This window comes from Acidovorax sp. LjRoot118 (assembly GCF_964253575.1).
In the GTDB taxonomy this organism is placed as follows: Bacteria; Pseudomonadota; Gammaproteobacteria; order Burkholderiales; family Burkholderiaceae_C; genus Acidovorax.
In genome coordinates, this window is record NZ_CAXURB020000001.1 from 4172848 (window position 1) to 4198996 (window position 26149).

Annotated in this window: 28 protein-coding genes; 12 read left to right on the top strand and 16 right to left on the bottom strand. The window is 68.0% G+C overall.

Annotated features, from left to right (window positions below; genetic code table 11):
* Positions 1-4: 4 nt before the first annotated feature.
* The 7 genes from ACSQ9E_RS19765 to ACSQ9E_RS19795 form a co-directional block, all read right to left on the bottom strand.
* A complete protein-coding gene (locus tag ACSQ9E_RS19765; RefSeq protein ID WP_436218921.1) occupies positions 5-1015 on the bottom strand; it encodes a DUF3014 domain-containing protein in 1011 nt (336 codons plus the stop codon).
* Positions 1016-1175: 160 nt separating this feature from the next.
* Positions 1176-1832: an alpha/beta hydrolase gene (locus ACSQ9E_RS19770; protein WP_436218922.1), complete on the bottom strand. Its 657-nt coding sequence runs from the start codon at positions 1830-1832 to the stop codon at positions 1176-1178.
* 47 nt (positions 1833-1879) lie between these two features.
* The gene (locus ACSQ9E_RS19775; protein WP_436218923.1) at positions 1880-2713 is read right to left on the bottom strand and encodes a DODA-type extradiol aromatic ring-opening family dioxygenase; all 834 of its coding nucleotides are present in this window, start codon (positions 2711-2713) and stop codon (positions 1880-1882) included.
* A 142-nt stretch (positions 2714-2855) separates the two neighbouring features.
* A complete protein-coding gene (gene arfB / locus ACSQ9E_RS19780) occupies positions 2856-3320 on the bottom strand; it encodes an alternative ribosome rescue aminoacyl-tRNA hydrolase ArfB (protein WP_416208604.1) in 465 nt (154 codons plus the stop codon).
* Between the two features lie 55 nt (positions 3321-3375).
* Entirely contained in the window at positions 3376-4299 is a 924-nt protein-coding gene (locus ACSQ9E_RS19785) for an alpha/beta fold hydrolase (protein ID WP_436218924.1), read from the bottom strand.
* Positions 4299-4757 (bottom strand): type II 3-dehydroquinate dehydratase, encoded by a 459-nt coding sequence (gene aroQ, locus ACSQ9E_RS19790; protein WP_428001927.1) that lies wholly within the window; start codon positions 4755-4757, stop codon positions 4299-4301. The genes ACSQ9E_RS19785 and aroQ overlap by 1 nt, the downstream gene beginning before the upstream one ends.
* Positions 4758-4956: 199 nt before the next feature.
* Positions 4957-5319 (bottom strand): hypothetical protein, encoded by a 363-nt coding sequence (locus ACSQ9E_RS19795; RefSeq protein ID WP_057199504.1) that lies wholly within the window; start codon positions 5317-5319, stop codon positions 4957-4959.
* A gap of 333 nt (positions 5320-5652) precedes the next feature.
* Between ACSQ9E_RS19795 and ACSQ9E_RS19800 the strand changes: the two genes are divergently transcribed.
* The 4 genes from ACSQ9E_RS19800 (at position 5653) to ACSQ9E_RS19815 (ending at position 9253) form a co-directional block, all read left to right on the top strand.
* Positions 5653-7476 (top strand): glutamine--tRNA ligase/YqeY domain fusion protein, encoded by a 1824-nt coding sequence (locus ACSQ9E_RS19800; RefSeq protein WP_436218925.1) that lies wholly within the window; start codon positions 5653-5655, stop codon positions 7474-7476.
* An 86-nt stretch (positions 7477-7562) separates the two neighbouring features.
* Positions 7563-8279 (top strand): zeta toxin family protein, encoded by a 717-nt coding sequence (locus tag ACSQ9E_RS19805; RefSeq protein WP_436218926.1) that lies wholly within the window; start codon positions 7563-7565, stop codon positions 8277-8279.
* A gap of 115 nt (positions 8280-8394) precedes the next feature.
* Positions 8395-8817, top strand: a complete 423-nt coding sequence (locus ACSQ9E_RS19810; protein ID WP_436218927.1) for a nuclear transport factor 2 family protein — start codon at positions 8395-8397, stop codon at positions 8815-8817.
* Positions 8818-8932: 115 nt separating this feature from the next.
* Positions 8933-9253 (top strand): DUF2322 family protein, encoded by a 321-nt coding sequence (locus ACSQ9E_RS19815; RefSeq protein WP_436218928.1) that lies wholly within the window; start codon positions 8933-8935, stop codon positions 9251-9253.
* 47 nt (positions 9254-9300) lie between these two features.
* Here the strand turns inward: ACSQ9E_RS19815 and ACSQ9E_RS19820 are convergent, their stop codons facing one another.
* From ACSQ9E_RS19820 to ACSQ9E_RS19835, 4 genes are all read right to left on the bottom strand, one after another.
* On the bottom strand, positions 9301-10083 hold the full coding sequence (locus ACSQ9E_RS19820) for a transporter substrate-binding domain-containing protein (protein WP_436218929.1): 783 nt from the start codon (positions 10081-10083) through the stop codon (positions 9301-9303).
* A gap of 166 nt (positions 10084-10249) precedes the next feature.
* Positions 10250-11722, bottom strand: a complete 1473-nt coding sequence (locus ACSQ9E_RS19825; protein WP_436218930.1) for a DUF3488 domain-containing protein — start codon at positions 11720-11722, stop codon at positions 10250-10252.
* On the bottom strand, positions 11719-12912 hold the full coding sequence (locus ACSQ9E_RS19830; RefSeq protein ID WP_436218931.1) for a DUF58 domain-containing protein: 1194 nt from the start codon (positions 12910-12912) through the stop codon (positions 11719-11721). The genes ACSQ9E_RS19825 and ACSQ9E_RS19830 overlap by 4 nt, the downstream gene beginning before the upstream one ends.
* Before the next feature lie 8 nt (positions 12913-12920).
* Complete coding sequence (locus ACSQ9E_RS19835) at positions 12921-13886, bottom strand: AAA family ATPase (RefSeq protein ID WP_436218932.1); 966 nt, start codon at positions 13884-13886, stop codon at positions 12921-12923.
* A 167-nt stretch (positions 13887-14053) separates the two neighbouring features.
* Between ACSQ9E_RS19835 and ACSQ9E_RS19840 the strand changes: the two genes are divergently transcribed.
* Positions 14054-14305: a hypothetical protein gene (locus tag ACSQ9E_RS19840; protein WP_436218933.1), complete on the top strand. Its 252-nt coding sequence runs from the start codon at positions 14054-14056 to the stop codon at positions 14303-14305.
* Positions 14306-14482: 177 nt separating this feature from the next.
* Here the strand turns inward: ACSQ9E_RS19840 and ACSQ9E_RS19845 are convergent, their stop codons facing one another.
* Positions 14483-15583 (bottom strand): hypothetical protein, encoded by a 1101-nt coding sequence (locus tag ACSQ9E_RS19845; RefSeq protein ID WP_436218934.1) that lies wholly within the window; start codon positions 15581-15583, stop codon positions 14483-14485.
* Between the two features lie 124 nt (positions 15584-15707).
* A complete protein-coding gene (locus ACSQ9E_RS19850; RefSeq protein ID WP_436218935.1) occupies positions 15708-16991 on the bottom strand; it encodes a phospholipase D-like domain-containing protein in 1284 nt (427 codons plus the stop codon).
* A gap of 167 nt (positions 16992-17158) precedes the next feature.
* On the opposite strand from ACSQ9E_RS19850, the gene ACSQ9E_RS19855 reads away from it, so the two are divergent.
* The 3 genes from ACSQ9E_RS19855 (at position 17159) to ACSQ9E_RS19865 (ending at position 20194) form a co-directional block, all read left to right on the top strand.
* The gene (locus ACSQ9E_RS19855) at positions 17159-18025 is read left to right on the top strand and encodes a peptidoglycan DD-metalloendopeptidase family protein (protein ID WP_436220240.1); all 867 of its coding nucleotides are present in this window, start codon (positions 17159-17161) and stop codon (positions 18023-18025) included.
* A gap of 11 nt (positions 18026-18036) precedes the next feature.
* Positions 18037-18234 carry a hypothetical protein gene (locus ACSQ9E_RS19860; protein ID WP_057199589.1) on the top strand — a complete coding sequence of 66 codons (198 nt, stop codon included), beginning with the start codon at positions 18037-18039 and terminating at the stop codon, positions 18232-18234.
* Positions 18235-19093: 859 nt separating this feature from the next.
* Positions 19094-20194: an IS5 family transposase gene (locus ACSQ9E_RS19865; protein ID WP_436218936.1), complete on the top strand. Its 1101-nt coding sequence runs from the start codon at positions 19094-19096 to the stop codon at positions 20192-20194.
* 253 nt (positions 20195-20447) lie between these two features.
* On the opposite strand, the gene gltS is transcribed toward ACSQ9E_RS19865, so the two are convergent.
* Positions 20448-21644, bottom strand: coding sequence for a sodium/glutamate symporter (gene gltS, locus ACSQ9E_RS19870; RefSeq protein WP_428001940.1), 1197 nt, complete (start codon positions 21642-21644; stop codon positions 20448-20450).
* Between the two features lie 228 nt (positions 21645-21872).
* Here gltS and ACSQ9E_RS19875 point away from each other — a divergent pair, with 228 nt between their 5' ends.
* From ACSQ9E_RS19875 to ACSQ9E_RS19890, 4 genes are all read left to right on the top strand, one after another.
* Entirely contained in the window at positions 21873-22421 is a 549-nt protein-coding gene (locus ACSQ9E_RS19875; RefSeq protein WP_428001941.1) for a pseudouridine synthase, read from the top strand.
* 96 nt (positions 22422-22517) lie between these two features.
* Positions 22518-23261, top strand: coding sequence for a GntR family transcriptional regulator (locus ACSQ9E_RS19880; RefSeq protein ID WP_057269449.1), 744 nt, complete (start codon positions 22518-22520; stop codon positions 23259-23261).
* A 45-nt stretch (positions 23262-23306) separates the two neighbouring features.
* Positions 23307-24323 carry a tripartite tricarboxylate transporter substrate binding protein gene (locus ACSQ9E_RS19885; RefSeq protein ID WP_428001942.1) on the top strand — a complete coding sequence of 339 codons (1017 nt, stop codon included), beginning with the start codon at positions 23307-23309 and terminating at the stop codon, positions 24321-24323.
* Between the two features lie 77 nt (positions 24324-24400).
* On the top strand, positions 24401-25219 hold the full coding sequence (locus ACSQ9E_RS19890; RefSeq protein WP_436218937.1) for an amidohydrolase family protein: 819 nt from the start codon (positions 24401-24403) through the stop codon (positions 25217-25219).
* On the opposite strand, the gene ACSQ9E_RS19895 is transcribed toward ACSQ9E_RS19890, so the two are convergent.
* Both ACSQ9E_RS19895 and ACSQ9E_RS19900 read right to left on the bottom strand, forming a co-directional pair.
* Positions 25210-25578: an ArsR/SmtB family transcription factor gene (locus ACSQ9E_RS19895; RefSeq protein ID WP_428001944.1), complete on the bottom strand. Its 369-nt coding sequence runs from the start codon at positions 25576-25578 to the stop codon at positions 25210-25212. The two genes, ACSQ9E_RS19890 and ACSQ9E_RS19895, sit on opposite strands and share 10 nt — an antisense overlap.
* Before the next feature lie 7 nt (positions 25579-25585).
* A complete protein-coding gene (locus ACSQ9E_RS19900; RefSeq protein WP_436218938.1) occupies positions 25586-26086 on the bottom strand; it encodes an SRPBCC family protein in 501 nt (166 codons plus the stop codon).
* Positions 26087-26149: the final 63 nt, after the last annotated feature.

Here is a 26149-nt window from a genome sequence, read left to right on the forward strand (position 1 = left end):
CCACTCACTGCACCTTGGCGGCTGCGGCCGGTTTGGCCGTGGCGGCCTGCGGCTTGGCCTGCGCGCCCTTGCCCGCAGCCTTGGGCACCACACCCGTCGCCACGCGCTTGCGAAACTCCGCCAGGCGCACCTTCAGGCGCTTTTCGTTCTCCGGCCCCATGCGCACCAGCATCTTCTGCCCGCTCGACAGCGCCTGCAGCTGCGGGTCCACAAACTCGTAGCGCACCCAGGGCCGGGTGGAGGTCACCTCGCCCTTCACCTCGGTCAGCTCCACCAGCAGCGGGCCGGTGGGCTCGGGCGTCTTGAGCAGGTGGTCGAGCACGGCCACCAGGCGGTCGTTGAAGTATTTGCCCGGGTAGCCCAGCTCCTCGTACGCCTGCTGGAACAGCGGGTACAGCCGCGCATACACCGCCACGGCCTGGTCGACGGGAATCGCCTCGGCAAAGGCCACAAAGGCGCTGTAGCGCCCGGCATTGCCATCCGCAATGGCCAGTTGGCCGTGGGTGCCGGGCACGCCTTCCACGCTGAAGCGGCGCGGCGCCAGCTGCACCGGCCACATGCGAGAAGGCGCCTGGGCACGCGGCAGGTTGTCCACCGTGGCCACCGCGCGGCGCACAAAGCCGTCAAGCTGCAAAAACGAGCCCACCGAGGGCTGGCCCAGCAGCTCGGTCAGCGCCTGGGCCACAGCGGCATCGGACTCGGCCAGTTCGGGCAGCTGCGCCGCGTCGGCGGGGGCCAGCGGGTCAATGAGGTTCTGCGGGCCCGTGGGCTCCGATGCAGCAGCCACGGGTGCCGATGCAGCGGCCTCGGGTGGCGCCGCGGCGGCAGGCAGCTCGGCCACCGCGTTGTTCCTGGCCTGCCATTGCCACCATGCGTAGCCGGCACCCACCAGGGCCACCACCAGCACGCCCGCCACCCAGCCAGCCGCCCCGCCCGTGCTGCGCGGCGGAGTCGGGTGGTGGTCGCTGCGCAGTTCGGAAAAATCGCGGTCGTGGTCGAGCACTGGATCGGGCATGCAGGGGTCCTTGCGTCATGGGCCGGGGTGCGGCCAACGCAGCGGCCCGGGTCATGGCCTGACCATTGGAAACCCTTTAGGTTCCAGCAAGACGTAACGCCCTGTTTTCGTCATGGGCACGCTGCGTGCAAGCAACAGCGCGCCCAGACGCGGGAGATTCCTACAAGGTCTGCAACCAGTCCACCGTAGCCGCCAGCTCGGCCGGGCGGATCTCGTGCATGCCCGGGAACTCGCGGTAGTTCAGGGTGACGGGCAGCTGCGCGAAATGCTCGCGGATGGCATGGGCCTGCGCCAGCGGGATCACGTTGTCCTGCGTGCCATGGCTCACCCACAGTTGCTTGCCCTGCAGCGCAGCGGCCGGCGCGGCGGCAGACAGCACCTGGGGCAACAGCCGGCTGTGCCACACCATGGCGGCCTGCAGCAGCGCCGGCTGGGTGAGCAGCAACGACAGCGACATGATGCCGCCCTGGCTGAACCCGCCCACCACCACGCGGCTGGCCGGTACGCCCAGTTGCGCGGCAGCGGCTTCGACCGCCTGCGCCACCAGGGCGCGGCTTTGCAGCTCCTGCGGCTCGTTGATGCTGCGCTCGCCATTGGGCGCCACCGAAAACTCGAACCAGGCATTGGCCCCCGGCCCCATGCGGAACGGCGCGCGCAGGCTCAGCACATGGAAGCGCCCCGGCACATGCGGCGCCAGGCTGAACAGGTCCTGCTCGTTGCTGCCCACGCCGTGCATCAGCACCAGCAGCCAGGGCTCGGTGGCGCCGGCGGCGGCGGGGCGGTGCAAGTAGGTCAGCGGCAGTTGAGGTGTAGTCATGAATCTTGATGTTGAAGGGGTGCAAGCAGAAGAGGTTTGTTCGTCGCTCAGTGTGCGGCAGGTTGCAAGGCAAACGCGTCCATCGACAACATGCTGTACATCACTTCGCGGCTCAGGTACTGCGCCTGCAGATCATCGCCCGCCGCACCCAGCGCGAAGAAGATGGGCAAAAAATGGTCCTCCGAGGGATGTGCCCGTGTCGCATGCGGCGCCAGGCTGCGGTAGTTGAGCAGCGCCTGCATGTCGCCCCGCACCAGCGCATCCTCGATCCAGCGGCTGAACTCCAGCACATAGGGCGCGGGCTCGCGCGCGCCGCCGAAGAACTCGGACAGGTTGTGCGTCATGCTGCCCGAACCCACCACCAGCACGCCCTGGCTGCGCAGCCCGCGCAGCGCCGCGCCCAGCGCATACACCTCGCCAGGGCCCGCGCCCACAGGCAGGGCCACCTGCACCACGGGCAGGTCGGCATCGGGGAAGAGGTGCATCAGCGGCACCCAGGCGCCATGGTCAAAGGGCCGCGCGGCATCGCCCTGCGCGGCCACGTCGGCAGCCTGCAACAGGCCCAATACCTCCTGCGCCAGCGCAGGCGAGCCCGGCGCCGGGTACTGCAACTGGTACAGCGCCTGCGGAAAACCGCCAAAGTCATGCCAGGTGGCCGGCTGCGGCCCCGTCATCACCTGCGGGCTGCGCGCCATCCAGTGCGGCGACATGATCACCACGCCGCGCAGCCCTGGGAACTGGGCCCGCAGCCCCTGCCCCCACTGCGTGAGCGCAGGGCCGGTGGTGCCGGCATCGATGGCGAACATTGGCGCGCCGTGCGATACGAACAGGGCGGGGACGGTGGCGGGCGAAGACAAGGGGGCTTGGGTGGTGGCGGACATGGTGGGGCTACTCTCTCTAGGGTCTGAGAGGTACTTTAGGACTTACGCAGGTCGAGACCAAGCCCCTGGGGACAAACGGATTGTTGCGTTTTTGAGGTCAATCGAGCCCTTGAAGCACACACATCAAGACACGCAGACCCACTCAGTCCTTCACCCGCCCCCGCAACGCCTTCGTCTCACTCCGCTGGCTCTTGCCCTCCAGCCGCCGCTGCTTGGACCCATACGTCGGCTTGGTCGCCCGCCGCACGCGCGGGGGCGCGGCCACGGTGTTGACCAGGGCGTTCAGCCGCTCGATGGCATCGCTGCGGTTCTGCTCCTGGCTGCGGTACTGCTGGGCCTTGATGACGACCACGCCGTCTTGCGTGATGCGCGAATCGCGCAGGGCCAGCAGGCGCTCCTTCACGCCTTCGGACAACGAAGACGCCGCGATGTCGAAGCGCAGGTGCACGGCGCTCGACACCTTGTTGACGTTCTGCCCGCCCGCGCCCTGGGCGCGCATGGCGGTGATCTCGACCTCGCGCTCGTCGACCTGCAACACGGCGACCTGGCCGTTGACGCGCGGGGCCTCCTGCGGCGGGCGCGGTGGGCGTGGTGCTGCCTCGGGCAAGGCGGTTGCTGCTGCAGGCGCAGGTGGCTTGGGGTCGAGCGGGGTGTCTGCCATGTCAGCCCCTTCTGCCCGCCGCGCCATCGGCCAGCGCTGCCAGCAGGGCCTGCAAGAAAACCTCGGGCCGCTCGAACTGCACCCAGTGCCCGGCATCGGCCACCAGGGCCATGCCACGAAAATCCGGCACGGCGGCGGCATACGCAGCCTCCAGCTCGGCCATGAAGCCCTGGTACAGCGCATCGGCTTCGCCGTAGATCACGTGCACCGGGCAGGTCACCTGCGGCAGCGAGCGGGCCAGGATGTCGGTGCGCGCCAGGCGGCGGCGCGTCATGCGGTCGCGCACCACATTGCCCACGTGCACTTCGAGCGCCAGGCCTTCGACCAGGGCCGCATCGCGCAGCATCAGCACAGCCAGGTTGTAGCGGTGCATGTCGAGTTGCTCAGCGGGCGGCAGGTGGCGCCAGCCCTTCAAGCGCACGGGCCGCTCGGCCACCACGCCCATGGCGGGGGCACCCACCACCACCAGTTGGCGCGCCAGTTCAGGGTGGGCCGCCAGCGTGAGCCCGGCGGTGAGCCCGCCGAACGAAAAGCCCACCAGGTCCACCGGCCGGGGGCCAAACAGCGCGCGCAGGCCCTCGGCCATGGGCTCGACCAGCGCATCGGCATCGCCGCCCGTGGGCGGAGTGGCCGAGTCGCCAAAGCCCGGCAGGTCGGGTATCCAGATCTGGCGGCCAGCGGCCACCAGGGGTTCGATGTTGCGCACCCAGTGCGTCCAGCTGCCGCTGCCGCCGTGCAGCAGCACCAGCGGCGGCACGTCGCCACGGGCCTCGCCCCAGGTGTGCCACACCATGTCGCCGCTGCCGCAGGGCGTGGTGTGGCGCTGGGCCAGGGCGCGCAGGCGGTCGATCTCGGGGGAAGGCAGGCGGGCGACCTCGCGCGCAGGGGCTGCGGGGTTGTGGTCCTCGTCGTCCCCGGCGGTCATCACATGCCCGCCAGGCCGTCGATGGCCAGCGCGTAGCCGCGCACGCCAAAGCCGCACATCACGGCCTTGGCCGCTGCGGCGATGTAGGAGTGGTGGCGGAAGGCCTCGCGCGCATGCACATTGCTGATGTGCAGCTCGATCAGCGTGATGGCCGTGCCCTTGGTGGCATCGTGCAGGGCCACGCTGGTGTGCGTGTAGGCGCCGGCGTTGAGCACCACGCCGGCCAGTTCGCCAGCGGCATGCAGGCGGCCGGCTTCGTGGATCCAGTCCACCAGCGCGCCTTCATGGTTGCTCTGGTGAAAGCGCAGCGCAAAACCGTGGCGCTCACAGGCCTCAACGCACATATGCTCCACATCGGCCAGGGTGTGCGCGCCGTACACGGCGGGTTCGCGCGTGCCCAGCAGGTTCAGGTTGGGGCCATTCAGGACAAAGACGGTTTTCTTCTGGGCAGACGACATGGTGCAGCAGCTCTCCGGGCGTTGGGATGGGCTTGCCGACCATATGCCAGGCAAGCCGTGGTGGAAGCGCCAAAAACTCTTCCTGCCAACGCGGGATTATGCGGTGCCCGCCACCGCCGCCCCAAGCACCCAGGCGTACCACACAGGGTGGCAGCGCCGGGTCCGGGCGAAGCCCTTTCAGGGCCTCGTCAAGCCGGGATCAGCGGTCCCAGCGACCACGACCGCCGTGGCCGTGGTGGTGATGGCCGTAGCCACCGCCGCGGTAGTAGTAGGCCGGGGGTGGGGGCGGCGCATAGTACACAGGCGCTGGGGGCGCATAGTAAACGGGGGGCGCAGCCTGGTACACCGGGCGCGGTGCGTAGTACACGGGCGCTGGGGCCGAGTACACGGGTGCGGAATACACCGGGTAGCCGTTGCCCACGCCCACCACCACACCTGGCGAACTCAGGCCTATCGACCAGTTGACATCGCTGCGGGCCTGGGCGGAGCCGGCGGCTGCAAAGAGCGCCAGGGCCACACCAGCGGCGGCGGCCATGGACTGGATAGAACGGGTTTTCGTCATGTAAATCTCCTGGTAGTGGAGGCGGCACCCTTGGTTGAGATTCGCCTCACTGGTACTCAACGCACCAGATGTCCGAAAGGATGGCACGAAACACCATCTTTATTGTTTCTTTACGTACACGTGAGTGCGCACTCCTGCGCAATAGTTCACACCAAAACGTTTCAGCGTAGGGGCCGGCAGGCTGTTGCAGGCGCCCACAGACCATTTTTGGGGGACCCGTGGAGTTACAAATCGGGCACAGAGGGCCCAGGCTGCAGCGTGCAGCCAGCCCCCTGGCGCCCCTGGCCGCGCTGCACCGCAGCAAGCGGCCCGGCCTGCCCATAAAATGGGCCCATGACCACGTCCACCCCAGCCAACACCACTGCCGCAGCCCCCGAAGCGGCCCCTGAGACCGCCAAGACGAGCAACTTCCTGCGCCAGATCATCGAGAGCGACCTGGACAAGGGCACCTATGCCAGCCGCCAATGGGGTGGCACGCCGGGCGATGCTGCCCACCACGCCAAGGGCCAGCCCGACCCGGCCAAGATCCGCACGCGCTTCCCGCCCGAACCCAATGGCTACCTGCACATCGGCCACGCCAAAAGCATTTGTATCAATTTCGGCCTGGCGCGCGACTACGGCGGCGTGTGCCACCTGCGCTTTGACGACACCAACCCTGAAAAAGAAGACACCGAATACGTCAACAGCATCATCGATGCCGTCAAATGGCTGGGCTTTGACTGGAACGGCAACCCCAACGCCGCGCCCTACCAGGCCAGCGACTATTTCGACTTCATGTACCGCGCGGCCGAATACCTGGTCGAGGCCGGCCACGCCTACGTGGACGAGCAGACCGTGGAGCAGATGCGCGCCAACCGCGGCGACTTCGGCAAACCGGGCGTCGACAGCCCCTTCCGCGCCCGCACGCCGGCCGAAAACCTGAAGCGCTTTCGCGAAATGCGCGATGGCGAGCACGAAGACGGGTCCATGGTGCTGCGCGCCAAGATCGACATGGCCAGCCCCAACATCAACATGCGCGACCCGGCGATCTACCGCATCCGCCGCGCAACGCACCACAACACCGGCGATACCTGGTGCATCTACCCGATGTACACCTATGCCCACCCCATAGAGGATGCGCTGGAGCAGATCACCCACAGCCTGTGCACGCTGGAATTCGAAGACCAGCGCCCGTTTTACGACTGGCTGCTGGAGCGCCTCACCGAAGGCGGCCTGCTGGGCAACCCGCCGCCGCGCCAGTACGAGTTCTCGCGCCTGAACCTCACCTACGTGATCACCAGCAAGCGCAAGCTCGCCCAGCTGGTGTACGACCATAAGGTGAGCGGCTGGGACGACCCGCGCATGCCCACCATCGTTGGCCTGCGCCGGCGCGGCTACACGCCCGAATCGCTGCAGGTGTTTGCCGATCGCATCGGCGTGACCAAGAGCGACAGCTGGATCGACTACAGCACCCTGGAAGGCTGCCTGCGCGAAGACCTGGAGCTCAAGGCCTTCCGCGGCATGGCCGTGCTCAACCCCGTCAAGCTGGTGCTCACCAACTGGGACGAGGTCATGGGCGCAGGCCACCTGGAGCCCTGCACCCTGCCCTCGCTGCCCCACCCGCCCGAAGGCGTGGAAAGCCCCGAGCGCCACTTCACCATCGGCAAAGAGGTGTGGATCGAGCGCGAAGATTTTGAAGAAGTGCCCCCCAAGGGCTACAAGCGCCTGTTCCCGGGCAACAAGGTGCGCCTGAAGGGCGGCTACGTCATCGAGTGCACCGGCTGCACCAAGGATGCCGACGGCAAGATCACCGAAGTGCTGGCCACCGTGGTGCCTGACACCAAGAGCGGCACCCCCGGCGCCGACACCGTCAAGGTCAAGGCCGCCATCACCTGGGTGGGCGTGGCCGACGGCGTGAATGCAGAAGTGCGCATGTACGACCGCCTGTTCCTCGAAGCCCAGCCCGACGCGGGCGGCAAGGACTTCATCGAAGGCCTGAACCCGAGCAGCCTGAAGACGGTGACGGCCATCGTGGAGCCTTCGCTGGCCAACGCGATGCCGGACGACAAGTTCCAGTTTGAACGCCACGGGTACTTTGTGGCCGACCGGCTGGACCATGAGCCGGGCAAGCCGGTGTTCAACCTGGCGGTGGGGTTGAAGGATTCGTGGGGCAAATAAACCCCACACACAGCACAAAGGCGCCCAGGGCGCCTTTGTGCTTTTGAGGCACCACGGTCTTGACGCCACAGAGGCACAATCCATCGGTGACCGACCACTCCAGCACCGAAGCAGGGCCTCGGGCCATCATCATTGCCGGGCCCAATGGCGCGGGCAAAACGACGTTCGCGCGCGAGTTCCTGCCGGTGGAGGCTCGATGCCCTGCATTTGTCAATGCGGACCTGATCGCGGCGGGCCTGTCGCCCTTTGCACCGGAGGCAGCCGCCCTCAAGGCGGGGCGCATCATGCTGGCGGAAATCGACGACCATGTGACCCACCGGCGCAGCTTTGCGCTGGAAACCACCCTCTCGGGCCGCATCTATGCCACCAAGATCCGACATTGGCGCAATCTGGGCTACCGGGTGATCCTCATTTTCCTTCAACTGCCCAGTGCGGACATGGCCATCGAGCGGGTGCGCTTGCGGGTGTCGCAGGGCGGGCACAACATCCCTGATGAGGTCGTTAGGCGGCGGTTTGATGCGGGGCCGTTCCATCTGACCCACACCTACCAGCCCATCGTCGATGCCTGGTTTCTGTACGAAAACCAGCACCGGCAGCCATTGCTGCTGGACCAAGGTCTCGCCCCAACCGATGACCTGGCCCAGGCTGCATTGGCGGCGATTGCCAGGGCAGGCCTGCGTGCAGCGGAAGACGCGCGCAAGGCAAACACCCATATGGTGATCACGGTGGAGGGCAAGGTGCAGCACGTCAGCCCAGTGGAGTACGTCCGCCTGCGCCAAGCCCTGCAAAAGGCCCCCGCGTGATGGCGGAGAGCCCACTGTCAGCCCTTCCCTACCCCACCCTTAGCGCTCAGCTGATGCCGGCCTGACCTCGCCAGCAGCACCATGGCCCCTTGTTCATGAAACAACGGAGGTCCCTATGCCTACGACAACCGCACCTCGCCAGACGCTCATCGATCTGGAAACCCGATTCTGGCAAGCCATGGTCGACGAGAACGTCGGTGCCGCCACCGAGCTGCTGGCCGAGCCCGCCATGATGGTCAGCAGCCACGGTGCGCTCCAATTCGACCGCGCCATGTACGGCAAGATGGCCAAGGAAGGCCCGATGGTGGTCACCGCCTTTGAGTTCAGCGACATGCAGGTGGTGTTCCCGACCGACGCGATGGGGATCCTGACCTACCGTGTGAAGCAGGGCGTGGCACCGCGCGGCGACAAGGCCCAAAGCACCGAGCAGGTGATGCACGACAGCTCGACCTGGATCCAGGTCGATGGCCAGTGGCAGTGCGTGATGCACACCGAGACGCCCGTGGACGATTCCATGAAGGTGCCCACCAAGCACTGATGGCGAAGTGACTGCGATGCAGATGCGTGCGCAGGGTTTTAAGATCGGCGGTCTTCCTTCATCCAACCGCAGGCGGACGTGTCCGCCCCGGATATTCTCTTTTCTCCCCATCCGCATGAACTTCGCCGCACGCCTCCAACAACTGCCTTCCGCCTCCCACCTCGCCGCCCTGCAACTGCTGGGCGCCAATGGCGAGGTGCTTGCCACCATCGAGAACAAGCCCGGCCAGACCGGCTCGCTGGTGGTGTATGCCGCGCTGGCTGCGCTGTATGGCGGCAGCATCACGCCGGCAGCGGCGCGCCTGGGGCTGGAGTGGTATGGCGAGCACGTGGCCGATGCCAAGGCCTTTCCGGGCAAGCACCCCAATATCGACCGCCTGCTGGGCTGGGCCGAAGGCAGCGAGAGCTACCGCGCCCAGCTGATTGCCCAGGCCTGATGGCACGGCACACCGGCCTCCAGCGAGCCCGGTGAATCAGCGGCTTGTTACTTCAGCCACTTGTCCGAGGCACCTTTCAGGATGCCCCGGCTGTCGATCTGGCCCCAGACGAAATTCATCACACGCGTGTAGTCCGCATCGTCCTTGGGCAGCATGAAGCCCAGGTAGCTCTTGGGTGTGAGCGGTGCGTCGATGAAGGCCGCGTGCAGGCGCGGGTCGGCCTTGCTGTAGACCAGGGCCTCGTACGTCTCGGTGATCATCACGTCGCCCTTGCCTTCAGCGATGAGCGCAGGGATCTCGGCGTTCTTGTCGTGCGTGCTGACCTGGGCGGTCTTGAGGTTCTGCAGCACGAAGGTTTCGTTGGTGCCGCCGGGGTTCTTGATCACGCGCACATTGGGCTTGTTCAGGTCGTCCACGGTGGTGTACTTGGCCTTGTCGGCCGAGCGCACCAGCGCCACCTTGCCGAAGGGCGCGTAGCCGGGCAGCATTTCGATCAAACGGATGCGCGCCACGTTGCGCGTGATGCCGCCCACGGCGATGTCGAACTGGTCGGACTGCAGGTCTGCCATCAGCTTGGGCCAGGAGGTCTGCACGTACTCGATCTTCACGCCCAGCTCCTTGGCCATGGCTTCGATCACGTCGATGTCGTGGCCCGACAGGCCGGCGTCGGTCTTGATGGCGAAGGGGCGATAGTCACCGGGCGTACCGACGCGCAGCACCTTGGTTTCCATGATCTTGTCCAGGCGCGGGCCGGCCTGGGCGGCCTGGCTCAGGGCAAGGGTGGCGACCACGGCGGTCACGGCCACGGCAAGTAGTTTCTTGGCGATCATTTCAAGGCACTCCGAAAGGGGAAGGGTGAGGGTACGGCTGTGTGCTACCGCCACCGTCTGCGCGGGCGGTTCGCAACAAAAGGATACAGCAGCAGGCACTGCATGCAGAGTTCGTGCCCGCCTGCCGGCCGGCACCGCGCGCGGTGCAAGTCCGTCAACGAGTCCGTCAGCGGCTGAGCTCGGGCATTGCCCCGTTCATGACCTCGGCCGCGCCCAGCACGTCCTCGCGCAGGCGCAGGGCGCGCGCTTGCGTGGCAGGCACGCCGCCAAAGCGGGTGGCGCAGTAGGTCTCAAGCGCGCGCTGCGTCCACTGGTGGGCCAGCGGTGCCAGGCCGGGTGCCGACGACCAGTGTTCGCGCACGGACTGGCCGGGCAGCGGCAGGTGGCGGCGGGCACGCAGGCACCAGGTCAGGGCACGTGCCGACACCTGCATCGACCGCGCAGGAAGCCAGCGCGACAGGCCCCATGCCACGGCCAGCGCCACGCGGGGACCCCAGCGGTAGCGATAGCGCCACAGCAGCCAGGCCGCCAGCGCCATGGCCAGCAGCGCCAGCGGGTTGCCTACCCCGGCTTCACCACCCGATGGCGGCGCGGCCTGCGGGTCACCCGGCTCCCCCGTGCCACCAGGGCCCCCGGGTGACGAGGCAGACGGCCCACTGCCGCGGAACCAGTTGCGCAGCGCCTGGGCAGCGTCCAGCGCGCCGTTGATGGCGCCGCGCTGCCACTGCGGCGCAAACGGGTCGCGGCCGGCATCGCGCATGCCGTCGAGCATGCGGTCCCACGGCGAAGGCGGCGGGCCAGGCCGGGGCCGCGACTGGCCAGAGCGCGCAGCGCCGCCCCAACCACCACCCTGGTTGCCCGCACTGCCGTTGCCCACGCTACCGCCCGGCCCCCCGGCGCGTTGCTCACCGCGGCCATCGGCCTGGTTGCCGAAAGGCGGCTCGTACAGGCCCGGCACGTCGCCACCGGGCAGAAAGCCAAAGCCCAGCACCGGTGGCCGCGGCACGAACAGGAACAGGCAGGCCGCAATCACGCACGAGACGGCGACAAAGCCCGTGGTCATGGACAACTGGGTCCAGCGCGAGAGGTCCACGCCTTCGGCATGCAGCCAGGCCAGCGCCAGTGCGCCGAACAGCCACGCAGGGCCCAGGTAGAACCACAGGCTCCAGTCGGCGGCGTAGTGCGTGGTGGTCAGAAAGCAGACGGTGAAGACCACCGTCATCGTGAAATACAGGTCGCGCCGCGTGCGCAACTGGGCGGCACGCGCGCCCATGACAACCATCAGCACCAGGCAGATCCAGCGGGCAAATGGGTACAGAAAGAAGCCGGGGAACAGCGCCAGCAAAACGCCGAACCAGGCCATGCCCCGCCACAGCCTGCGGCCCGCGCCCTCGCCACCCCGCCGGTTCAGCACACCCGCGCCGAAGCCCAGCACCGCCCATGCCAGCCACAGCACACAGAACACGCCAAAGGCCATGCGGCCACGGTCCACGTACGAGAACGCAAAGCCGGTAAACAGGTAGCACAGGCCAGCAAAAACGATGGTACCGCTGCTGCGCAGCGGTGGGGATGGCGGCTCCTGCAGGGGCACTTTGCGCGCCTTGCGGGCGGTGGCGGCGTGGGGTGACGGCTTTTTCATGGCGCCTCCTCCAGCACCGTGGCCACGCCGGCCTGCGCTGCCAACGCACGCAACTGCTCCGCGTTGGCCCGGTGCGTGAGGGCGCCTTTGGGCCCCAGGGCAATGCAGGCCACCACCGTGCACGGCAGGCGCGCGAGTTCAGCCAGCGCTGCCTGCAGATCTGCCACGGCCAAGTCACCCGGCACGACCAGGGCGATCTGCTCGCCCGTGCGGGCGTCGGCGGCCACGCGGGCACAGGCCTGGCGCAGTTGTTCGGGGCTGCTGGGCAGGGCAGAGGCCAGGGCCTGGCGCAGCAGCGCTGCATCCTGCACGGGGGGCCTGTCCTCGGCCTCGCCATCGGCCGCAGGGTAGTGCACCACCTTTGCGCCCTGGGCCAGCGCAGCGTCGCACACGCCGGCCGCCAGGCGGATGGCCTGCTCGCCCGCACTGCGCGGGTCGCCCAGGGCAGGCGCCCCGGGTGCATGCACCACCAGGCGCAGGGCCAGCGCGCCCATCTGCTGGAAATGCTGAATCACCAGTTCGCCCACGCGGGCCGATGCGCGCCAGCTGACCCGGCCCACTGATTCACCCTGCTGGTATTCACGCAGCAGGCCCAGCTCGAACGACTGGCCCGTGTGGCGCGTGGCCAGGGTGCCCGAGGCGTCGGGCGACACGCTCCACGGCAGTGGCCAGTGCACGGCCTGGGGGCGGGGCAACACGTGCACGGCAATGCCCGTGTGCTGCTGCGGCATGCTGCGCCGCGCCTGCAGCAGCCCCAGCGGAAAGCCGCTGGCCAGCCGCACCGCCACCAGCCGGTAGTGGCCCCGGCAAGCAAAGCGCGCCAGACGCCCAAGCACCGGGGCGGCGCCCTTGCGGATGACCGGCACGGTCTGGCGCAGCACCATGCGGTGGCCGGCCCATTCCCATTCGGTCTCCACGTCGACCATGAAGGCTGGCCAGCGCACGCTGCGCTCCACCACCAGGCCCAGGTCGCAGGCAGCACCCTCCTGCACCTCTGCCACGCCGTCGTTCTTCAAGCGAACGGACATGCCGCGCAGCGACAGCCAGGGCAGTACGAAGCCCAGCACCGTGAGGGTGGTGAGGAACAAAAACATGCCGTAGACCATGGGGTCGCGGCGGTTGAGCGCGGCCAGCAGCAGCGTGCCGCAGAACGCGATGAGCACGCGCGAGCGGGTGAGCAGGCGTTCCATGCCGGGGCTCAGACCGGCGTGCGCTGGAGCATCAGGATCGCCTGGACGATGTCGGTCGCATCCTTGGCCTGGGCGCCCTGCCCCTGCACGATGATGCGGTGTGCCAGCACCGGCGCGGCCACCTCGCGCACCACGGCCGGGTCCACGTAGCTGCGCCCGCGGATGCAGCTGAGCGCGCGCGCCATGCGCGCCAGGCCCAGCGTGCCGCGCGGGCTGGCGCCAAAGCGGATGTCGACGTGTTTGCGCGTGGCCCCCACGATGGCCGCAATGAACTGCGCCACCTCGGGGGTGATGGACACCTCGTGCGCCGCCGCCACCAGCCGCTCGAAATCGCCAGCCCCGCACACCGGCTGCAGCCGGCTGATGGGGTGCGCGTACTGCTGGCTCTGGATCAGCCCCGCCTCGGTCGCCGCATCAGGGTAGCCCAGCGACAGGCGGATCAAAAACCGGTCGAGCTGCGCCTCGGGCAGCGGGTAGGTGCCCGCCATGTCGATGGGGTTCTGCGTGGCCAGCACGGCGAACGGGGCCGGCAGCGGCAGGGTCTGCCCGTCCAGCGTGATCTGCCCCTCTTCCATGCATTCGAGCAGGGCCGACTGGGCGCGCGGGTTGGCGCGGTTGATCTCGTCGGCCAGCACGATGTTGGCGAACACCGGGCCGGGGCGCAGGGTGAACGAGCCATCCTTGGGGTTGTAGACCGGCCCGCCCACGATGTCGGATGGCATGAGGTCGGCCGTGAACTGGATGCGCTTGAACGACAGCCCCACCGACACCGCCAGCGCGCGCGCCAGCATGGTCTTGCCCAGGCCGGGCACGTCCTCGATCAGCAGGTGCCCGCCGGCCACGATGGCGGCGAGCGCCAGTTCCACCTGCTGGTGCTTGCCCTGCAGGATTTTTTCGACATTGTGGATGATGGCTTGCGCCGTGCGCGCGTGCGGCTGCTGTGCGGCGTCTGTGGCCGTTTGTGTGAGATCCAACGAACTTCCCCTCTTGTAGGTCGAAAATTCTAAGGGGCAGCCCCCAGAGGTCCAAGCCCCATATTGCGCAGGGGAATGCCTGCCCGCAGTCGACCCATCCAACCCCGTCACCGCACGCCGGGCCGAATGCGGTTACCCTGCCCGCATTCACCAACAGAGAACACACCATGACCAAAAAACTCAAAGTCACCATCGAAGTCGAAATGTCCGTCCCCGAGGACTGGTCGCTGGTCGAAACCTCCGAAGGCACGCCCGTGCTGAGCCTGCCGGATGGCCGCTTCATGGACATCGCCATCGAGCCCCTGTTCGCCACCGCCCCCGAAGAGCTGTGGAGCAGCCCCGAAGACGACGACGCACTGCACGAGGTGCTGGACATGGTGGACAGCGAAGCTGTGACCTACGAGTTCGTCACGCATTGATGCACTGCATGGCGCCGCGCGCCGCCTCCGCTCCATGGAGGTCGCGCTGCGGTGGCATGGCAATTTTGAGCGGCTAACAAAACTCAGCGAAGCGGTTCTGGCTAGGCGCTGCGTCGCAGGCAGTACGGGCAGTACGACAAGACGCAGCAACGACGCCAGAAGAGTTTTGTTAGCCGCTCAATACAGGCTGTAGTGGTAGTCGTAGCTGCGCAGCCAGAGCCGAGGGTTCCGGGGGCCGTCGAAGTGCAGCTGCAGCAGGTTGGCGCGCGGGTTGGCGGTGTCCACCACAAGCTCGTCGTCGGCCTCGGGCGAGTCCAGGTCCGATAGCGCAAAGCGCTGGAACACATGGGTCAGCGCGGCCTCGGTGGTCTTGGGGCGGTAGTCGTCATCAAGCAGCAACTCGGGCTTGGCGATGTGATCCTGGTGCAGCCAATACCACACGCCTTCATTGGGCGTGCTCGGCCGGGCACCGGGATTGCCCTTGTCACCCCAGGTGCTGGGCGGCTCGCCGGGCGTGGCGCCCACCGGGTCCCACGCCAATGCGCCCAGCCCATCCCCCACCTCGACGAACACGGCCAGGCTGCGGTCGTAGCGCGCGCGCACCGCAGGCGGGAGGATCTTGTCGAGCCCATCGGCACCGGTGCGCTTGTAGCCCCAATCGCCCAGCAGCAGATCGGTGACCTTGCCCATCTGGGCGGCCGGCAGGAAGTTGGAGTCACCGATCTGGATCTGCCAGTCGCCCAGCACCTTCACCAGCGGGGGCAGCGGCACGCCCATGGCTTTCTCCAGGTCCGCGAAGGCGGCCTTGGCAGGCTTCTTCTTGGCACCGCCGTCGCCGGGCTCGATGGAGATGCTGTCTTCCAGCTTCTTGGCCAGGCCACGGATGCGCTCGATCCAGGGCTTGCCCTGGTCGTACAGCGGGGCTGAAAAGGGCGCCATGTCGCGCACCTTCCAACTCTTGTCGAACGCTGAGGCCTTGCCGCCGATGGTGACAGTGCCCTTGAGCCGCACGCGCTTGAGGCCCGCAGGCAGCGCGAACACCAACGCGGGCGGCTTCTTGAGCCCCGGCTGCGTGGCCTTGTGGTCGAGTTGCGCAACCACCTTGCCATCGACGATCACGTCGGCCACCAGGCTGTCGCCCACTTCGATCCAGGGGTGGATGCCGGCCCTGCCTGCAGTGGCGCCATCCGCCGCCGCGACTGCCCCACCGGGAACACCCGCCACCAGCATCCAGAGCCAAGTCGATAGTCCCGCCAGAATGCTTCGCCGCTGCGCCATGAAAATCCCTCTTCCCTATTGTTTGACGGCGGGATTGTAGGAAAGCGTAACGCCCTGCACGCCTACAGCCACCCCGAGAAAGTAACCAGCTGTGAATGAAATGTCATGATCTGGGCGAAGATATCTACAACTGCGACTCCAGCAACGCCGCCAGCCGCTCGGCCAGCCGTTCCTTGAGCGGCCTCTCCAGCCACTCCTGGTATGTCACGCGCCGGGACTTTGCCAGGTCCTCCTCGAACACGCGCGTCTGCCGCTCGGCGAACGCCGTGTCGTAGACATTGAGGTTGGCCTCGTCGTTGAGGCGAAAGGAGCGGTTGTCGAAGTTGGTGGAACCGACCGACACCATGCGCTGGTCCACGATCATGACCTTGCAGTGGTACATGCTGGGCTGGTACTCGTAGATCTCGGCCCCGGCCTCCAGCAGCGGACCCCAGGTGGCACGCGAGGCGGCCTTGACGGTCTCGGTGTCGGTGTGCGGGCCGGGCGTGATGAGGCGCACGCGCACGCCGCGCTTCAAGGCATCGAGCATCAACTGCCGCGTGAGGTCGTCGGGCACGAAGTAGGCGACCGACAGGTCCAGGCTGCGCTCGGCTGCGGTGACGGCCATGTGGTACATGAGCTGCATGCTCTCGCTGCCGCTGGACGGCGAACTCGAGAACATCTGGGCGCGCTGCGTACCACTTGCAGCGATCGCCGGGAAGTACGCATCCCCGTGCACCACCTTGCCCGTGACCTTGAGCCAGTTGTCCAGAAACGTGGCCTGCATCTGCGCCACGGCTGGGCCGCGCACCTGGTAGTGCGAGTCGCGCCAGTGGTCAGGGTCCTGGCCATTGCCTGTCCACTCCGGCGCGATGCCGACGCCGCCGGTGAAACCCACCTGCCCGTCCACCACCAGCAGCTTGCGGTGGGTGCGGTTGTTCAGGCGCGCCAGGTTGTACCAGTGCGGCTTGTGGAATTTTTCGACCAGCACGCCGGCCTCCTTCATCTCGGCAAGGTAGCTCTCCTCCATCTTGGCGCTGCCCACCCAGTCGAGCAGCACATGCACCGCCACACCCGCGCGGGCGCGCTCGGCCAGCGCGTCGGCAAACTGCTTGCCGATGTCGCCGGACCAGTAGATGTAGGTCTCGAAGGTCACGCTCTTTTGCGCCGAGCGGATGGCCGCGAGCATGGGCGGAAAGATCTGGTCGCCGTTGATCAGCTCCTTGACCTCGTTGCCGGGGAGGATGCCCGGCCCCAGCAGGCTGCCCATGGCGCGCTCGAACTGCGGGCTGGCGCTGGTGTACAGGCGCGGTATCTGGTGCTGCACCTTTTTCTCGCCGGCCGTGAAGTTCAGGGCAAAGAGCACGAGCGCGGCCGTGGCCACGAAGGTAAGCAAGACGATGCGCAGGGTGCGACCTGTTTTTTTCATGGCGCGATTGTGGGTGGGGCCCTGGCGGGCCGATGTAGGCCGACTTCGTTTCAAAGGCCCGGCACAATGGCGGCCTGCTTCGCCGTCTACCCGCCATCGATTTGCCCAAGGTCCGAACTTCCGTGCCCCATTCCGTCCGCAACGCCATTCCCGCCGTGACCTCTTCCATGAACCGCCGCACCGCGTTGCTGGGTGCCGCCAGCGGCTTGCTGGCCCTGCATACGCCCGCGCTGCACGCCAAGGCACCGCCAGCCCCCACGGTGTGGCCGCAGCCGCTGCAGGTACCGGGCGGCGTGGCCCGCCTGTCGCTCGGCCCTGCGGCCAAGCGGCCGGTAGCACTTGCGGGTGACGTGCCGGTGCTGGTGCTGGGCGATGCCATCGAATGGACGGCCATCGTCGGCATACCGCTGGCCGCCACACCGGGCCCTGCGCACATCACCGTGCAGCCGGCCGGCGGCGGTGCGCCCCGGCAGGTGGCCTATACCGTGTCGCCCAAGAAGTACAAGGAGCAGCACCTCACCGTATCGCCGCGCACGGTGGACCTGTCGTCCGAGGACCAGGCACGCTACGAGCGCGAGCGCGACCACCAGGCCCTGGTGATGGCCACCTTCACCGAGCAGCCCGCAGGCGTGGCCCTGGATTCGCTGCGCATGCGCGTGCCGGTGCCGGGGCGCCGCTCCAGCTCGTTCGGGCTGCGCCGGGTGTTCAACGGCCAGGCGCGCAATCCGCACAGCGGGATGGACATCGCCGCGCCCACGGGCACGCCGATCCTCTCGCCCCTGCCAGCGCGCGTGATCGACACGGGTGAGTATTTCTTCAACGGCGGCACCGTGTGGCTGGACCATGGCCGGGGCCTGCTCTCCATGGTCTGCCACCTGAGCGCCGTCGACGTCAAAGTGGGCGACGTGCTGGCCGCCGGCCAGCGCCTGGGCGCCGTGGGCGCCACCGGCCGCGTGACCGGGCCGCACCTGCACTGGGGTGTGATGCTCAACCGCGCCATGGTGGACCCGGCCCTGTTCGTGCCGCAGGCGTGATGGCAAGCGACATGGCATTTCGCACAGGCCGCGCACTGGTATCTGCCGTCTTGGCACTGTGCTGCACAGGCTGCGCCGTGGTGGCTGTGGCCGATGCGGCGGTGAGCGTGGCGGCCACCACGGTGAAGGTGGGGGCCAAGGTGGTTGGGGCTACGGTGGATGTGGGGGCTGCTGGTGTGAAGGCGGTAACGGGCGGCAGCAGTGATTGACGCGCCGCCTTGCGTGCATCCTGCAGGCAGCGTTTGATTGCAGTGGCCTATGGCTGTGTGCATGACCTGCAGGTCAGGGCCGGCGCCAAGCGGTTCTGCGGTTGTGGTTGGATGGGTGGTGCATGCCTTGATGAAGGGCGGAGGCCGGGGTGTGCGCCCGGCGGCGCAGTAACTTTCTCTTGCGTCGTCAAGAGAAAGTCACCAAAGAGAAGACGACCCCCAGTCTGCGTCCCCCGTTCGCCCTGTCGGGCGAGCGGGGGCAACCTCCGATGCTCGGATCTGGGGTGGTGCCGCAGAACTCGCTGCGTTCTTCGAACTTCGCTCAAACAGCTGCGGCAAGTCAGTTCACGAAGCGTGTGTGTCCTGCGGCACACACGCCCACCCCAGCTCCTGCGCTTCTCGGCGCAGCCAGAAGGGGTGGGGAGCGGGGACAACAACGGCTGCTGCTGCGCAGCTGCGCCGGGTGTCGGTTACGCGCTGTGCGCTGCCGACGTGTTAGGCGCGATCGCCCTGGCGAGCCGAGCGCAGCGAAGGACCAAGGGGCCGAGCGAAGCAATGGCCCGTGTGGAGCCCGCTCCCACCCCCTTCTGACCGTGCCGAGAAGCGCAGGGCCTGGGGTGAGCGCGTGCCGAAGGACACGCGCATCGTTGTCTGGCTTGCCGCAGCTGTTTGAGCGGAGTTCGAAGAACGCAGCGAGTTCTGCGGCACACCCCAGGACCGAGCATCGCAGGCTGCCCCCTCGTACGCAGTGCGAGGGGGTCACGGGCAGCGGGGTCGCCTTTCTTTTGGGTACTTTTCTTTGAGGGTGTAGAAGAAATAAATTATAATAGCGCCGCATTGACCAAGCAGGAGCAGCGCAATGGCAAAGACAGGCCGACCACCCGTAATCCCCCCTGGCGAGTACACCACCTTGCGCGAGGTGGTCCGAGACAATCCGCAGGCGACGCTGCCCGAGTTGGCGCTGGCCTGGGCCGATCACATGGGCCGCAGCGCCCCTAGCACGGTGACTCTGCGCGCAGCACTGAAGGCTGCCGGCCTGCAGCGAGCGCGGCCCAAGTCGCAGCTGTCCCGCTCGCAGCCTGGTCAGCCTGGCACGCGCTACGGCTACACCGCCCGGCATCGGCCCGCCAGTCAATCCGGCAACGCCATTGCCGGTGCCCTGACCGATGCCGAATGGGCGCTGGCGCAGGACCTGTTCGAGCCCCAACCGGGCTCGCGTGGCAGACCGGCCACCTACTCGCGGCGTAGCGTTGTCGATGCCTGCTGCTATGTGCTGCGCACCGGCTCGTCCTGGCGCAACCTGCCGGTGCAGATCTATCCGCCCTGGCAGTCCGTGCAGAAGGCCTTCGTCAACTGGGCCCGCCAAGGCAAGTTCGAAGCGCTGCACGAGCGTCTGCGCCAGCAATGGCGCCAACGCCTGGAGCGCGCTGCGCAGCCCAGCGAGGCCATCATCGACTCGCAGTCCAACCGGGGCAGCCCTCAGGGTGGTACCTTGGGCTTCGATGCAGGCAAGAAGGTGCAAGGGCGCAAGCGCCATCTGGTCGTGGACACACTGGGCCTGCTGCTTGCGGTTGTGATCACCAGTGCAGCCGTGCAGGACCGCGACGCGGCCGCGCAAGCGGTAGCACAGGCGTGCAAGCGCACGGATGGCTCGTTCAAGACGTTGTGGGCCGACAGCGCGTACGCCGGGCAATGCGCCCAGCAGATCGAGAAGGCGCACCACGTACAGGTGCGCATCGTGCGCCACAGTGCCCGCCACCGCTGGGACGATGCCCAGCAGCCGCTGTGGAGCGACGAGCAGCCCGCCCCCATCGCCAAGAAGCGCTGGGTGGTGGAGCGCACCCATGCATGGCTGGAGCGCAACCGCAGGCTTGTGATGCACCACGACCGCAAGCCGTTCTATGCGGCTGCGTGGGTGTGGCTTGCGCAGGCCCGGATGTTGTTGGGGCGGTTGCAATAGATTTCTTCTACACCCTCTTTGGCGAAGCAAAGAACAAGTACCTCGGCCGCCGGGCCGAGACCCGGCTCCCGCCCGCAACATAGGCATGAGGTCTAACAGAAGCACCGCGCCGCCGGGCGCACACCCCGGCCTCCGCCCTTCATCAAGGCACACAGCCACCATCGACCACGAGCGACGACGGCAGAGACCCAGCCTCCGCCTTCAGCAAAAGAACAGCAGCAACCGCGCGCAGCGAAGCAGCTTCAGCGACACATCATTTCAAGAAATTCATGAACGCCGTAATGATCACCGCATTGAAGAAATCAATGAACAGCGAACCCACCAGCGGGATCACGAAGAACGCCTTGACCGACGGCCCGTTGACCGCCGTGAACGCCTGCATATTCGCCATGGCATTGGGTGTGGCGCCCATGCCGAAGCCGCAATGCCCGGCGGCGATGACGGCGGCATCGTAGTCCCGCCCCATCACGCGGAAGGTGACCCAGTAGCCGTAGGCGAACATCAGCGCCGTCTGCGCCAGCAGAATCACCAGCAGCGGCCCCGCCACCTCGGCCAGTTCCCACAGCTTCATCGACATCAGCGCCATGGCCAGGAAGAAGGCCAGCGACACATTGCCCACCACCTCGAACTGCCGCAGCGGCAGCTCGCTGTTGCGCCAATCGATGACGTTGCGCACCAGCGCCGCCACCAGCATGGGCCCCAGGTACGAGGGCAGCGTGACGCCCAGGTCCTTGAGCCAGTTCACCAGCAGCGTGCCGATGCCGATGGACACGGCAATCAGGATGCTGGCGTACATCACCGTATCGCCACCACTGCCCGTGTTGGCCGTGGCGGGCACCGGCATGGACTGCGCGGTGGCAGCGCTGGCGCCACGCGCGTGCAGGCCGTTGCGCCGCATGAGCAGCGTGCCCAGGGGGCCGCCAATCACGCAACCAGCCACCAGGCCATAGGTCGCGGCAGCAATCGCGGCCGGCAGGGCACCGGCTGCGCCGGCCTGCTCCAGCAGGGGGCCAAACGCGGCCGAGGTGCCATGCCCGCCCGTGAGCGAGATGGAGCCCGCCGCCACCCCGATGAGCGGATGCACGCCCAGCAGTGCTGCCAGGCCCGCGCCCAGGGTGTTCTGCAGCAGCACCAGCCCCACGGCCGCCGCCAGGAACAGGGCCACACCCACCCCGCCCTTCTTGAGCAGCTCGAAGCTGGCAGAAAAGCCGATGGTGGTGAAGAACACCAGCAGCAAGAAGGCGCGCATGTTGTCGTAGAACTCGAACGCGAAGCTGCCGCTCAGGTGGCCCGCCAGCGCGATGAGGGAGAACACCAGCCCGCCGATGATGGGCCCCGGTATGAAGTAGCGCGACAGCACGCCTACGTGCTTCTTGATGAAGTCGCCCAGGACCAGAAGCACGGCGGCAACGCCGATGGTCTGTGCAATGTCCAGCTGGATGGTGATCATGGTGGTGGTGTTGGCTGGTGCCAGGCAGCAAGGCCTGGCCGGAACGCAGCCACCGGGTGAATGGGGTGGCCATGGGGATGCAGCAGCACGCTGCGCGAGCCGGCGAGTGTATCGCCGCAGAAATGCCCCCTCCAGAGCATGCGCAGGCTGCGCGCAGCGGGCCCCTGGCTGCGGCTATGCTTGGCGGCCCACCCACCGCTGCACTCCCTGCGCCACCGCGCCGCCCCCATGCCACCCCGCCTGATACGCTTCAACAAACCCTATGGCGTGCTGAGCCAGTTCACGGCCGAGGGCAAATGGCAAGGGCTCAAGGACTACATCGACCAGCCGGGCGTGTACGTGGCTGGCCGGCTCGACGCCGACAGCGAAGGCCTGCTGCTGCTGACCAGCGATGGCCCGCTGCAGGCCCGCATCGCCGACCCGCGCTTCAAGATGGAAAAGACCTACTGGGTACAGGTGGAGGGCCTGCCCGGCGAGAGCGCACTGGCGCAACTGCGCAGCGGGGTGCAGCTCAACGACGGCCCCACCAGGCCCGCGCGCGCCCGCCTGCTGGACCCGCCACCTGCGGTATGGGAGCGCACGCCGCCTATCCGCGAGCGCAAGGCCATCCCCACCGCCTGGATCGAGCTGGCCATCCGCGAAGGCCGCAACCGCCAGGTGCGGCGCATGACGGCGGCCGTGGGCTTGCCCACGCTGCGGCTGGTGCGCGCGGCCATTGGCCCCTACACGCTCGATGGGCTGGCACCGGGGGCGTGGGCCGAGCAGGCCGTGCTGTAACGACCACGGCGCCCGGCCAGCCATGTCGTTTTTCCAAACACCCATCAAGGGTAAACTCGCATTATTCAAGTCCTATAGAGGACTATAGTTCTCTGCATGGAATCCCCCTCGCACCTGGCCCTGGTCGACAGCGCCCCCGGCATGCGCCGCTATGCCGCGCTGGCCAATGCCCTGCGCGTGCGCGTGGTGGCGGGCGAATGGCCGCCGGGCAGCGCCCTGCCGGCCGAAAGCCTGCTGGCCGCCGAGCACCAGGTGGCCCTGGGCACCATGCGCCGCGCGCTGGAGCTGCTGGTGGAGCAGGGGCTGATCGAGCGCATCCACGGCAAGGGCACCTTCGTGCGCCAGGGCATTGCGGGCGGGTCCATGCTGCGCTTCTTCCGCTTTGGCGGGGGCAGCAACGAGGTGCCGCAGTCGCGCATCCTCGTGCGCAAGAGCGTGACCGCAACGACCGCCGTGGCGCGCGGCCTGGGCATTGGCCCGGGTGAGCCCGTGCTGCACCTGCTGCGGCTGCGTCTGCTGGCCAGCCAGCCCTGCCTGATCGAAGAGATGTGGCTGCCGCTGGACCTGTTTGCACCGCTGGCCGACGACGACCTGGCTGGGTGGGACGACTTGCTCTACCCCATGTTCGCGCGCCGCTGTGGCGTGCACGTGCACCGCGCGGTGGACCAGATCGGTTTTGGCGCAATGACCGGCGCCCAGGCGGCCCAGTTGCGCCTACCTGCCGGCCACCCCTGCGTCGCTGTGGAGCGCAGCGCCTACGACCTGACAGGCCGCTGCGTCGAGTGGCGCACCACGCGCGGCGATGCCAACGCGTTCCACTACACCATCACGATCACCTGACCGCCCCCGGCCGCCTTCACCCCGGAACACTGGAGCACATCCGCCATGACCCATTCCAAGCACTCCACTTCGACCGCCACCCTCTCGCGCCGTGGCCTGCTGGTGCAGGCCGCAGGCGCCGCGCTGGCCGCGCCCTGGGTGGCCAGCGGCCACGCGGCCACGGTGGCAGGCGGTAGGCCGATCTCGCTGGTGGTGTCCTACCCCGCAGGCGGTGGCGCGGACCTGATCGCGCGCATCATCGCGCCGCGCCTGGCCGAAGCCCTGGGCCAGGGCGTGGTGGTGGAGAACAAGCCCGGCGCCAGCGGGCAACTGGCCGCCTCGCAGGTGGCGCGCGCCACGCCGGACGGCAGCGTGCTGCTGCTCGACGCCTCGTCGTTCGCGGTGAACCCCTCGCTGTTCCCCAAGCTGCCGTACGACAGTGCCAAGGCCTTCACGCCGCTGGCGGTGTTGGCCACCTTTCCCAACGTGCTGGTGTGCACGCCCGGCTTTTCGGCCAAATCGGTCAAGGACGTGATCCAGCTGGCCAAGGCCAAGCCGGGCGAGCTGACCTATGCCTCCTCGGGCAATGGCTCGGCGCAGCACCTGGCGGGCGCCATGTTCGAGGGGCGCGCGGGCGTGCAACTGCTGCATGTGCCCTACCGCGGCGGCGGCCCGGCCATGACCGACGTGATGGGCGGGCAGGTGCCGCTGTTCTTTGCCAACGTGGCCTCGTCGCTGGGCCATATCCAGGCCGGCAAGCTGCGCCCCCTGGCCGTGACCAGCATGGTGCGCGCCCGCTCGCTGCCCGAGGTGCCCACCATGGCCGAGGCCGGCGTGCCCGGCTACGAGGTGCTGGAGTGGAACCCGCTGCTGGCCCCCGCCGGCATGGCTGCCGACACCCGGGCCACGCTGGTGGCCGCCGTGCGCAAGGCCCTGGCCGACCCCGAGGTGCTGGGCCGCGTGCGCCAGTTGGGGGGCGATGTGTTCGCCGATGCCTCGCAGCAGACGGCCGGCAAGTTCATCGCTGCGCAGCAGGAGCAGTGGGCCAAAGTGGTGCGCGAGCGCAAGATCTCGGTGGGATAAGCACCCCGCCTGGGCGGCCGGCTGGGGCGCGCACGCTTCGTGCATGCGCCATCGGCACGCCGTAGCGTGTGACTGAAATGACTTTTTCCACCTCTCCCCCTTCCCCTCCCGCCCTGCCCCAGGGCTGGGACACCCACGTGCATGTGTTCGACAGCGCCGCACCTGCGCAGGCCGGCCACTACCAGCCTGTGCACCGGCCGCTGGCCGATATCGAGGCGCTGGCCGCAGCGCATGGCGTGGGCCACCTGGTGCTGGTGCAGCCCAGCGTGTACGGCACCGACAACCGCGTGCTGCTCGATGCGCTGGCCCAGTCCAGCGGCCGCCACCGCGGCGTGGTGGTGCTGGACGGCGCCGTGCCCGATGCCGAACTGGACCGCATGCATGCCCTGGGCGTGCGCGGCGTGCGCTTCAACCTCGTCTCGCCCGTGGGAAACGGCCCCGAGACCATGAAGGCCCTGGCCCCGCGCCTGGCCGAGCGGGGCTGGCATGTGCAGTGGTACGCCAACCCCGAAGACCTGGCCACCATCGTCCACCTGCACCAGGGCACGCCCGTGGCCTGCGTGCTCGACCACCTGGCCGGCCTGCACGGCCTGCTGCCCTCTGATGACCGTGCCTGGCAGGCCCTGGCCAAGCTGGCCGGGCAAGGCGCCTGGGTCAAGCTCTCGGGCTGGTACCGCCTGCAGGCCAGTGCGCCGTATGGCCTGCTGCACCCGGCGATTGCACGGGTGGCAGCCCACATGGGGGATCGCCTGTTCTGGGGCTCGGACTGGCCGCACACCTCGTTCGCGCCCGATGCGCTGCCGCGCTATGCCAGCGTATGGGAGCCGGTGGTGAATGCACTGGGCCATGAGGCCGCGCTGCGCATCCGCGATGCGGGAGACAAGCTTTACGCTTGAGCCGGGGGTGGCGATTCCACCAGTTGCTTGAGCCGCAGCAGCGCCCCATCCCACTCCCGGCCCATGGCCTCCAGCGACTGGCGCGCGGCCTCCAGTTGCGCGGGGTCGAGCTGCCACAGCCGCTCGCGCCCCGCCTTCACGCCGCGCACCACGCCGGCATCGGCCAGCACCTGCAGATGCTTGGTGACGGCCTGGCGCGTGATGGCGGTGTGGGCCGTGAGCTGGGCGATGGAGAACATGTCACCCGCGCACAGCAGGGCCACCAGGCGCAGCCGCGTCTCGTCGCCCAGCGCGAAGAACACGGGCGCCAGGCCGCCGGGGGGCGGCAGCGCCGGTACGGATGCTGGTGCGGGTGCCACGGCGGCCTCAGGCCCCGGGAGCCACATGGCGCTGAATGTTGAGCAGTTGCTCCTCCCAGCCGCCGGTGTTGGCATGCAGGGCCGCCAGGCGCCGCTCGGGCGGCACGCCGTCAAAGCCCGACTCCACCACCGTGAGCCGCGTGCCCGCGCCCTCGTCCTGCAAGGTGAAGCTGACTAGGGTGCGCGGCTCGGCCGAGTAATCGTGCTGCGCATCCACCGCATACGGGTGCCAGCGGTAGGCAAACCGGGTTTCGGGCTCGACGCTGTCCACCAGCGCATCGAACATGACATGCTCGTAGCCCGCGATGGTGATGTTGCCGCGCACATACCTGCCGGGCGCGAAGCGCTGGCCCTGCAGCGCCACGCCAAACCACTGGCCAAAGGTCTCGGCCGTGGTCAGCGCCTGCCACACCCGCGAGCGCGGGGCGGCGATGAAGATGCTGCGCTCAAGGCGGTCGGTGGACGGCGGGGAAGACGGGGGCGAAAGGGGTGTGTGGGAATCGGGCATATGCAACCTCCTGGGTGCATTATTGCGCCCTCTCACGCAACATGCAATATTTTGGTTGCACTT

What these genes read in the sequence shown, in the direction of transcription:
- ACSQ9E_RS19765 (WP_436218921.1), bottom strand. Translation starts at nt 1,015, where the DNA reads ATGCCCGATCCAGTGCTCGACCACGACCGCGATTTTTCCGAACTGCGC.
- ACSQ9E_RS19770 (WP_436218922.1), bottom strand. Translation starts at nt 1,832, where the DNA reads ATGACTACACCTCAACTGCCGCTGACCTACTTGCACCGCCCCGCCGCC.
- ACSQ9E_RS19775 (WP_436218923.1), bottom strand. Translation starts at nt 2,713, where the DNA reads ATGTCCGCCACCACCCAAGCCCCCTTGTCTTCGCCCGCCACCGTCCCC.
- ACSQ9E_RS19785 (WP_436218924.1), bottom strand. Translation starts at nt 4,299, where the DNA reads ATGACCGCCGGGGACGACGAGGACCACAACCCCGCAGCCCCTGCGCGC.
- aroQ (WP_428001927.1), bottom strand. Translation starts at nt 4,757, where the DNA reads ATGTCGTCTGCCCAGAAGAAAACCGTCTTTGTCCTGAATGGCCCCAAC.
- ACSQ9E_RS19795 (WP_057199504.1), bottom strand. Translation starts at nt 5,319, where the DNA reads ATGACGAAAACCCGTTCTATCCAGTCCATGGCCGCCGCCGCTGGTGTG.
- ACSQ9E_RS19800 (WP_436218925.1), top strand. Translation starts at nt 5,653, where the DNA reads ATGACCACGTCCACCCCAGCCAACACCACTGCCGCAGCCCCCGAAGCG.
- ACSQ9E_RS19810 (WP_436218927.1), top strand. Translation starts at nt 8,395, where the DNA reads ATGCCTACGACAACCGCACCTCGCCAGACGCTCATCGATCTGGAAACC.
- ACSQ9E_RS19815 (WP_436218928.1), top strand. Translation starts at nt 8,933, where the DNA reads ATGAACTTCGCCGCACGCCTCCAACAACTGCCTTCCGCCTCCCACCTC.
- ACSQ9E_RS19820 (WP_436218929.1), bottom strand. Translation starts at nt 10,083, where the DNA reads ATGATCGCCAAGAAACTACTTGCCGTGGCCGTGACCGCCGTGGTCGCC.
- ACSQ9E_RS19825 (WP_436218930.1), bottom strand. Translation starts at nt 11,722, where the DNA reads ATGAAAAAGCCGTCACCCCACGCCGCCACCGCCCGCAAGGCGCGCAAA.
- ACSQ9E_RS19830 (WP_436218931.1), bottom strand. Translation starts at nt 12,912, where the DNA reads ATGGAACGCCTGCTCACCCGCTCGCGCGTGCTCATCGCGTTCTGCGGC.
- ACSQ9E_RS19840 (WP_436218933.1), top strand. Translation starts at nt 14,054, where the DNA reads ATGACCAAAAAACTCAAAGTCACCATCGAAGTCGAAATGTCCGTCCCC.
- ACSQ9E_RS19845 (WP_436218934.1), bottom strand. Translation starts at nt 15,583, where the DNA reads ATGGCGCAGCGGCGAAGCATTCTGGCGGGACTATCGACTTGGCTCTGG.
- ACSQ9E_RS19850 (WP_436218935.1), bottom strand. Translation starts at nt 16,991, where the DNA reads ATGAAAAAAACAGGTCGCACCCTGCGCATCGTCTTGCTTACCTTCGTG.
- ACSQ9E_RS19855 (WP_436220240.1), top strand. Translation starts at nt 17,159, where the DNA reads ATGAACCGCCGCACCGCGTTGCTGGGTGCCGCCAGCGGCTTGCTGGCC.
- ACSQ9E_RS19860 (WP_057199589.1), top strand. Translation starts at nt 18,037, where the DNA reads ATGGCATTTCGCACAGGCCGCGCACTGGTATCTGCCGTCTTGGCACTG.
- ACSQ9E_RS19865 (WP_436218936.1), top strand. Translation starts at nt 19,094, where the DNA reads ATGGCAAAGACAGGCCGACCACCCGTAATCCCCCCTGGCGAGTACACC.
- gltS (WP_428001940.1), bottom strand. Translation starts at nt 21,644, where the DNA reads ATGATCACCATCCAGCTGGACATTGCACAGACCATCGGCGTTGCCGCC.
- ACSQ9E_RS19875 (WP_428001941.1), top strand. Translation starts at nt 21,873, where the DNA reads ATGCCACCCCGCCTGATACGCTTCAACAAACCCTATGGCGTGCTGAGC.
- ACSQ9E_RS19880 (WP_057269449.1), top strand. Translation starts at nt 22,518, where the DNA reads ATGGAATCCCCCTCGCACCTGGCCCTGGTCGACAGCGCCCCCGGCATG.
- ACSQ9E_RS19885 (WP_428001942.1), top strand. Translation starts at nt 23,307, where the DNA reads ATGACCCATTCCAAGCACTCCACTTCGACCGCCACCCTCTCGCGCCGT.
- ACSQ9E_RS19890 (WP_436218937.1), top strand. Translation starts at nt 24,401, where the DNA reads ATGACTTTTTCCACCTCTCCCCCTTCCCCTCCCGCCCTGCCCCAGGGC.
- ACSQ9E_RS19900 (WP_436218938.1), bottom strand. Translation starts at nt 26,086, where the DNA reads ATGCCCGATTCCCACACACCCCTTTCGCCCCCGTCTTCCCCGCCGTCC.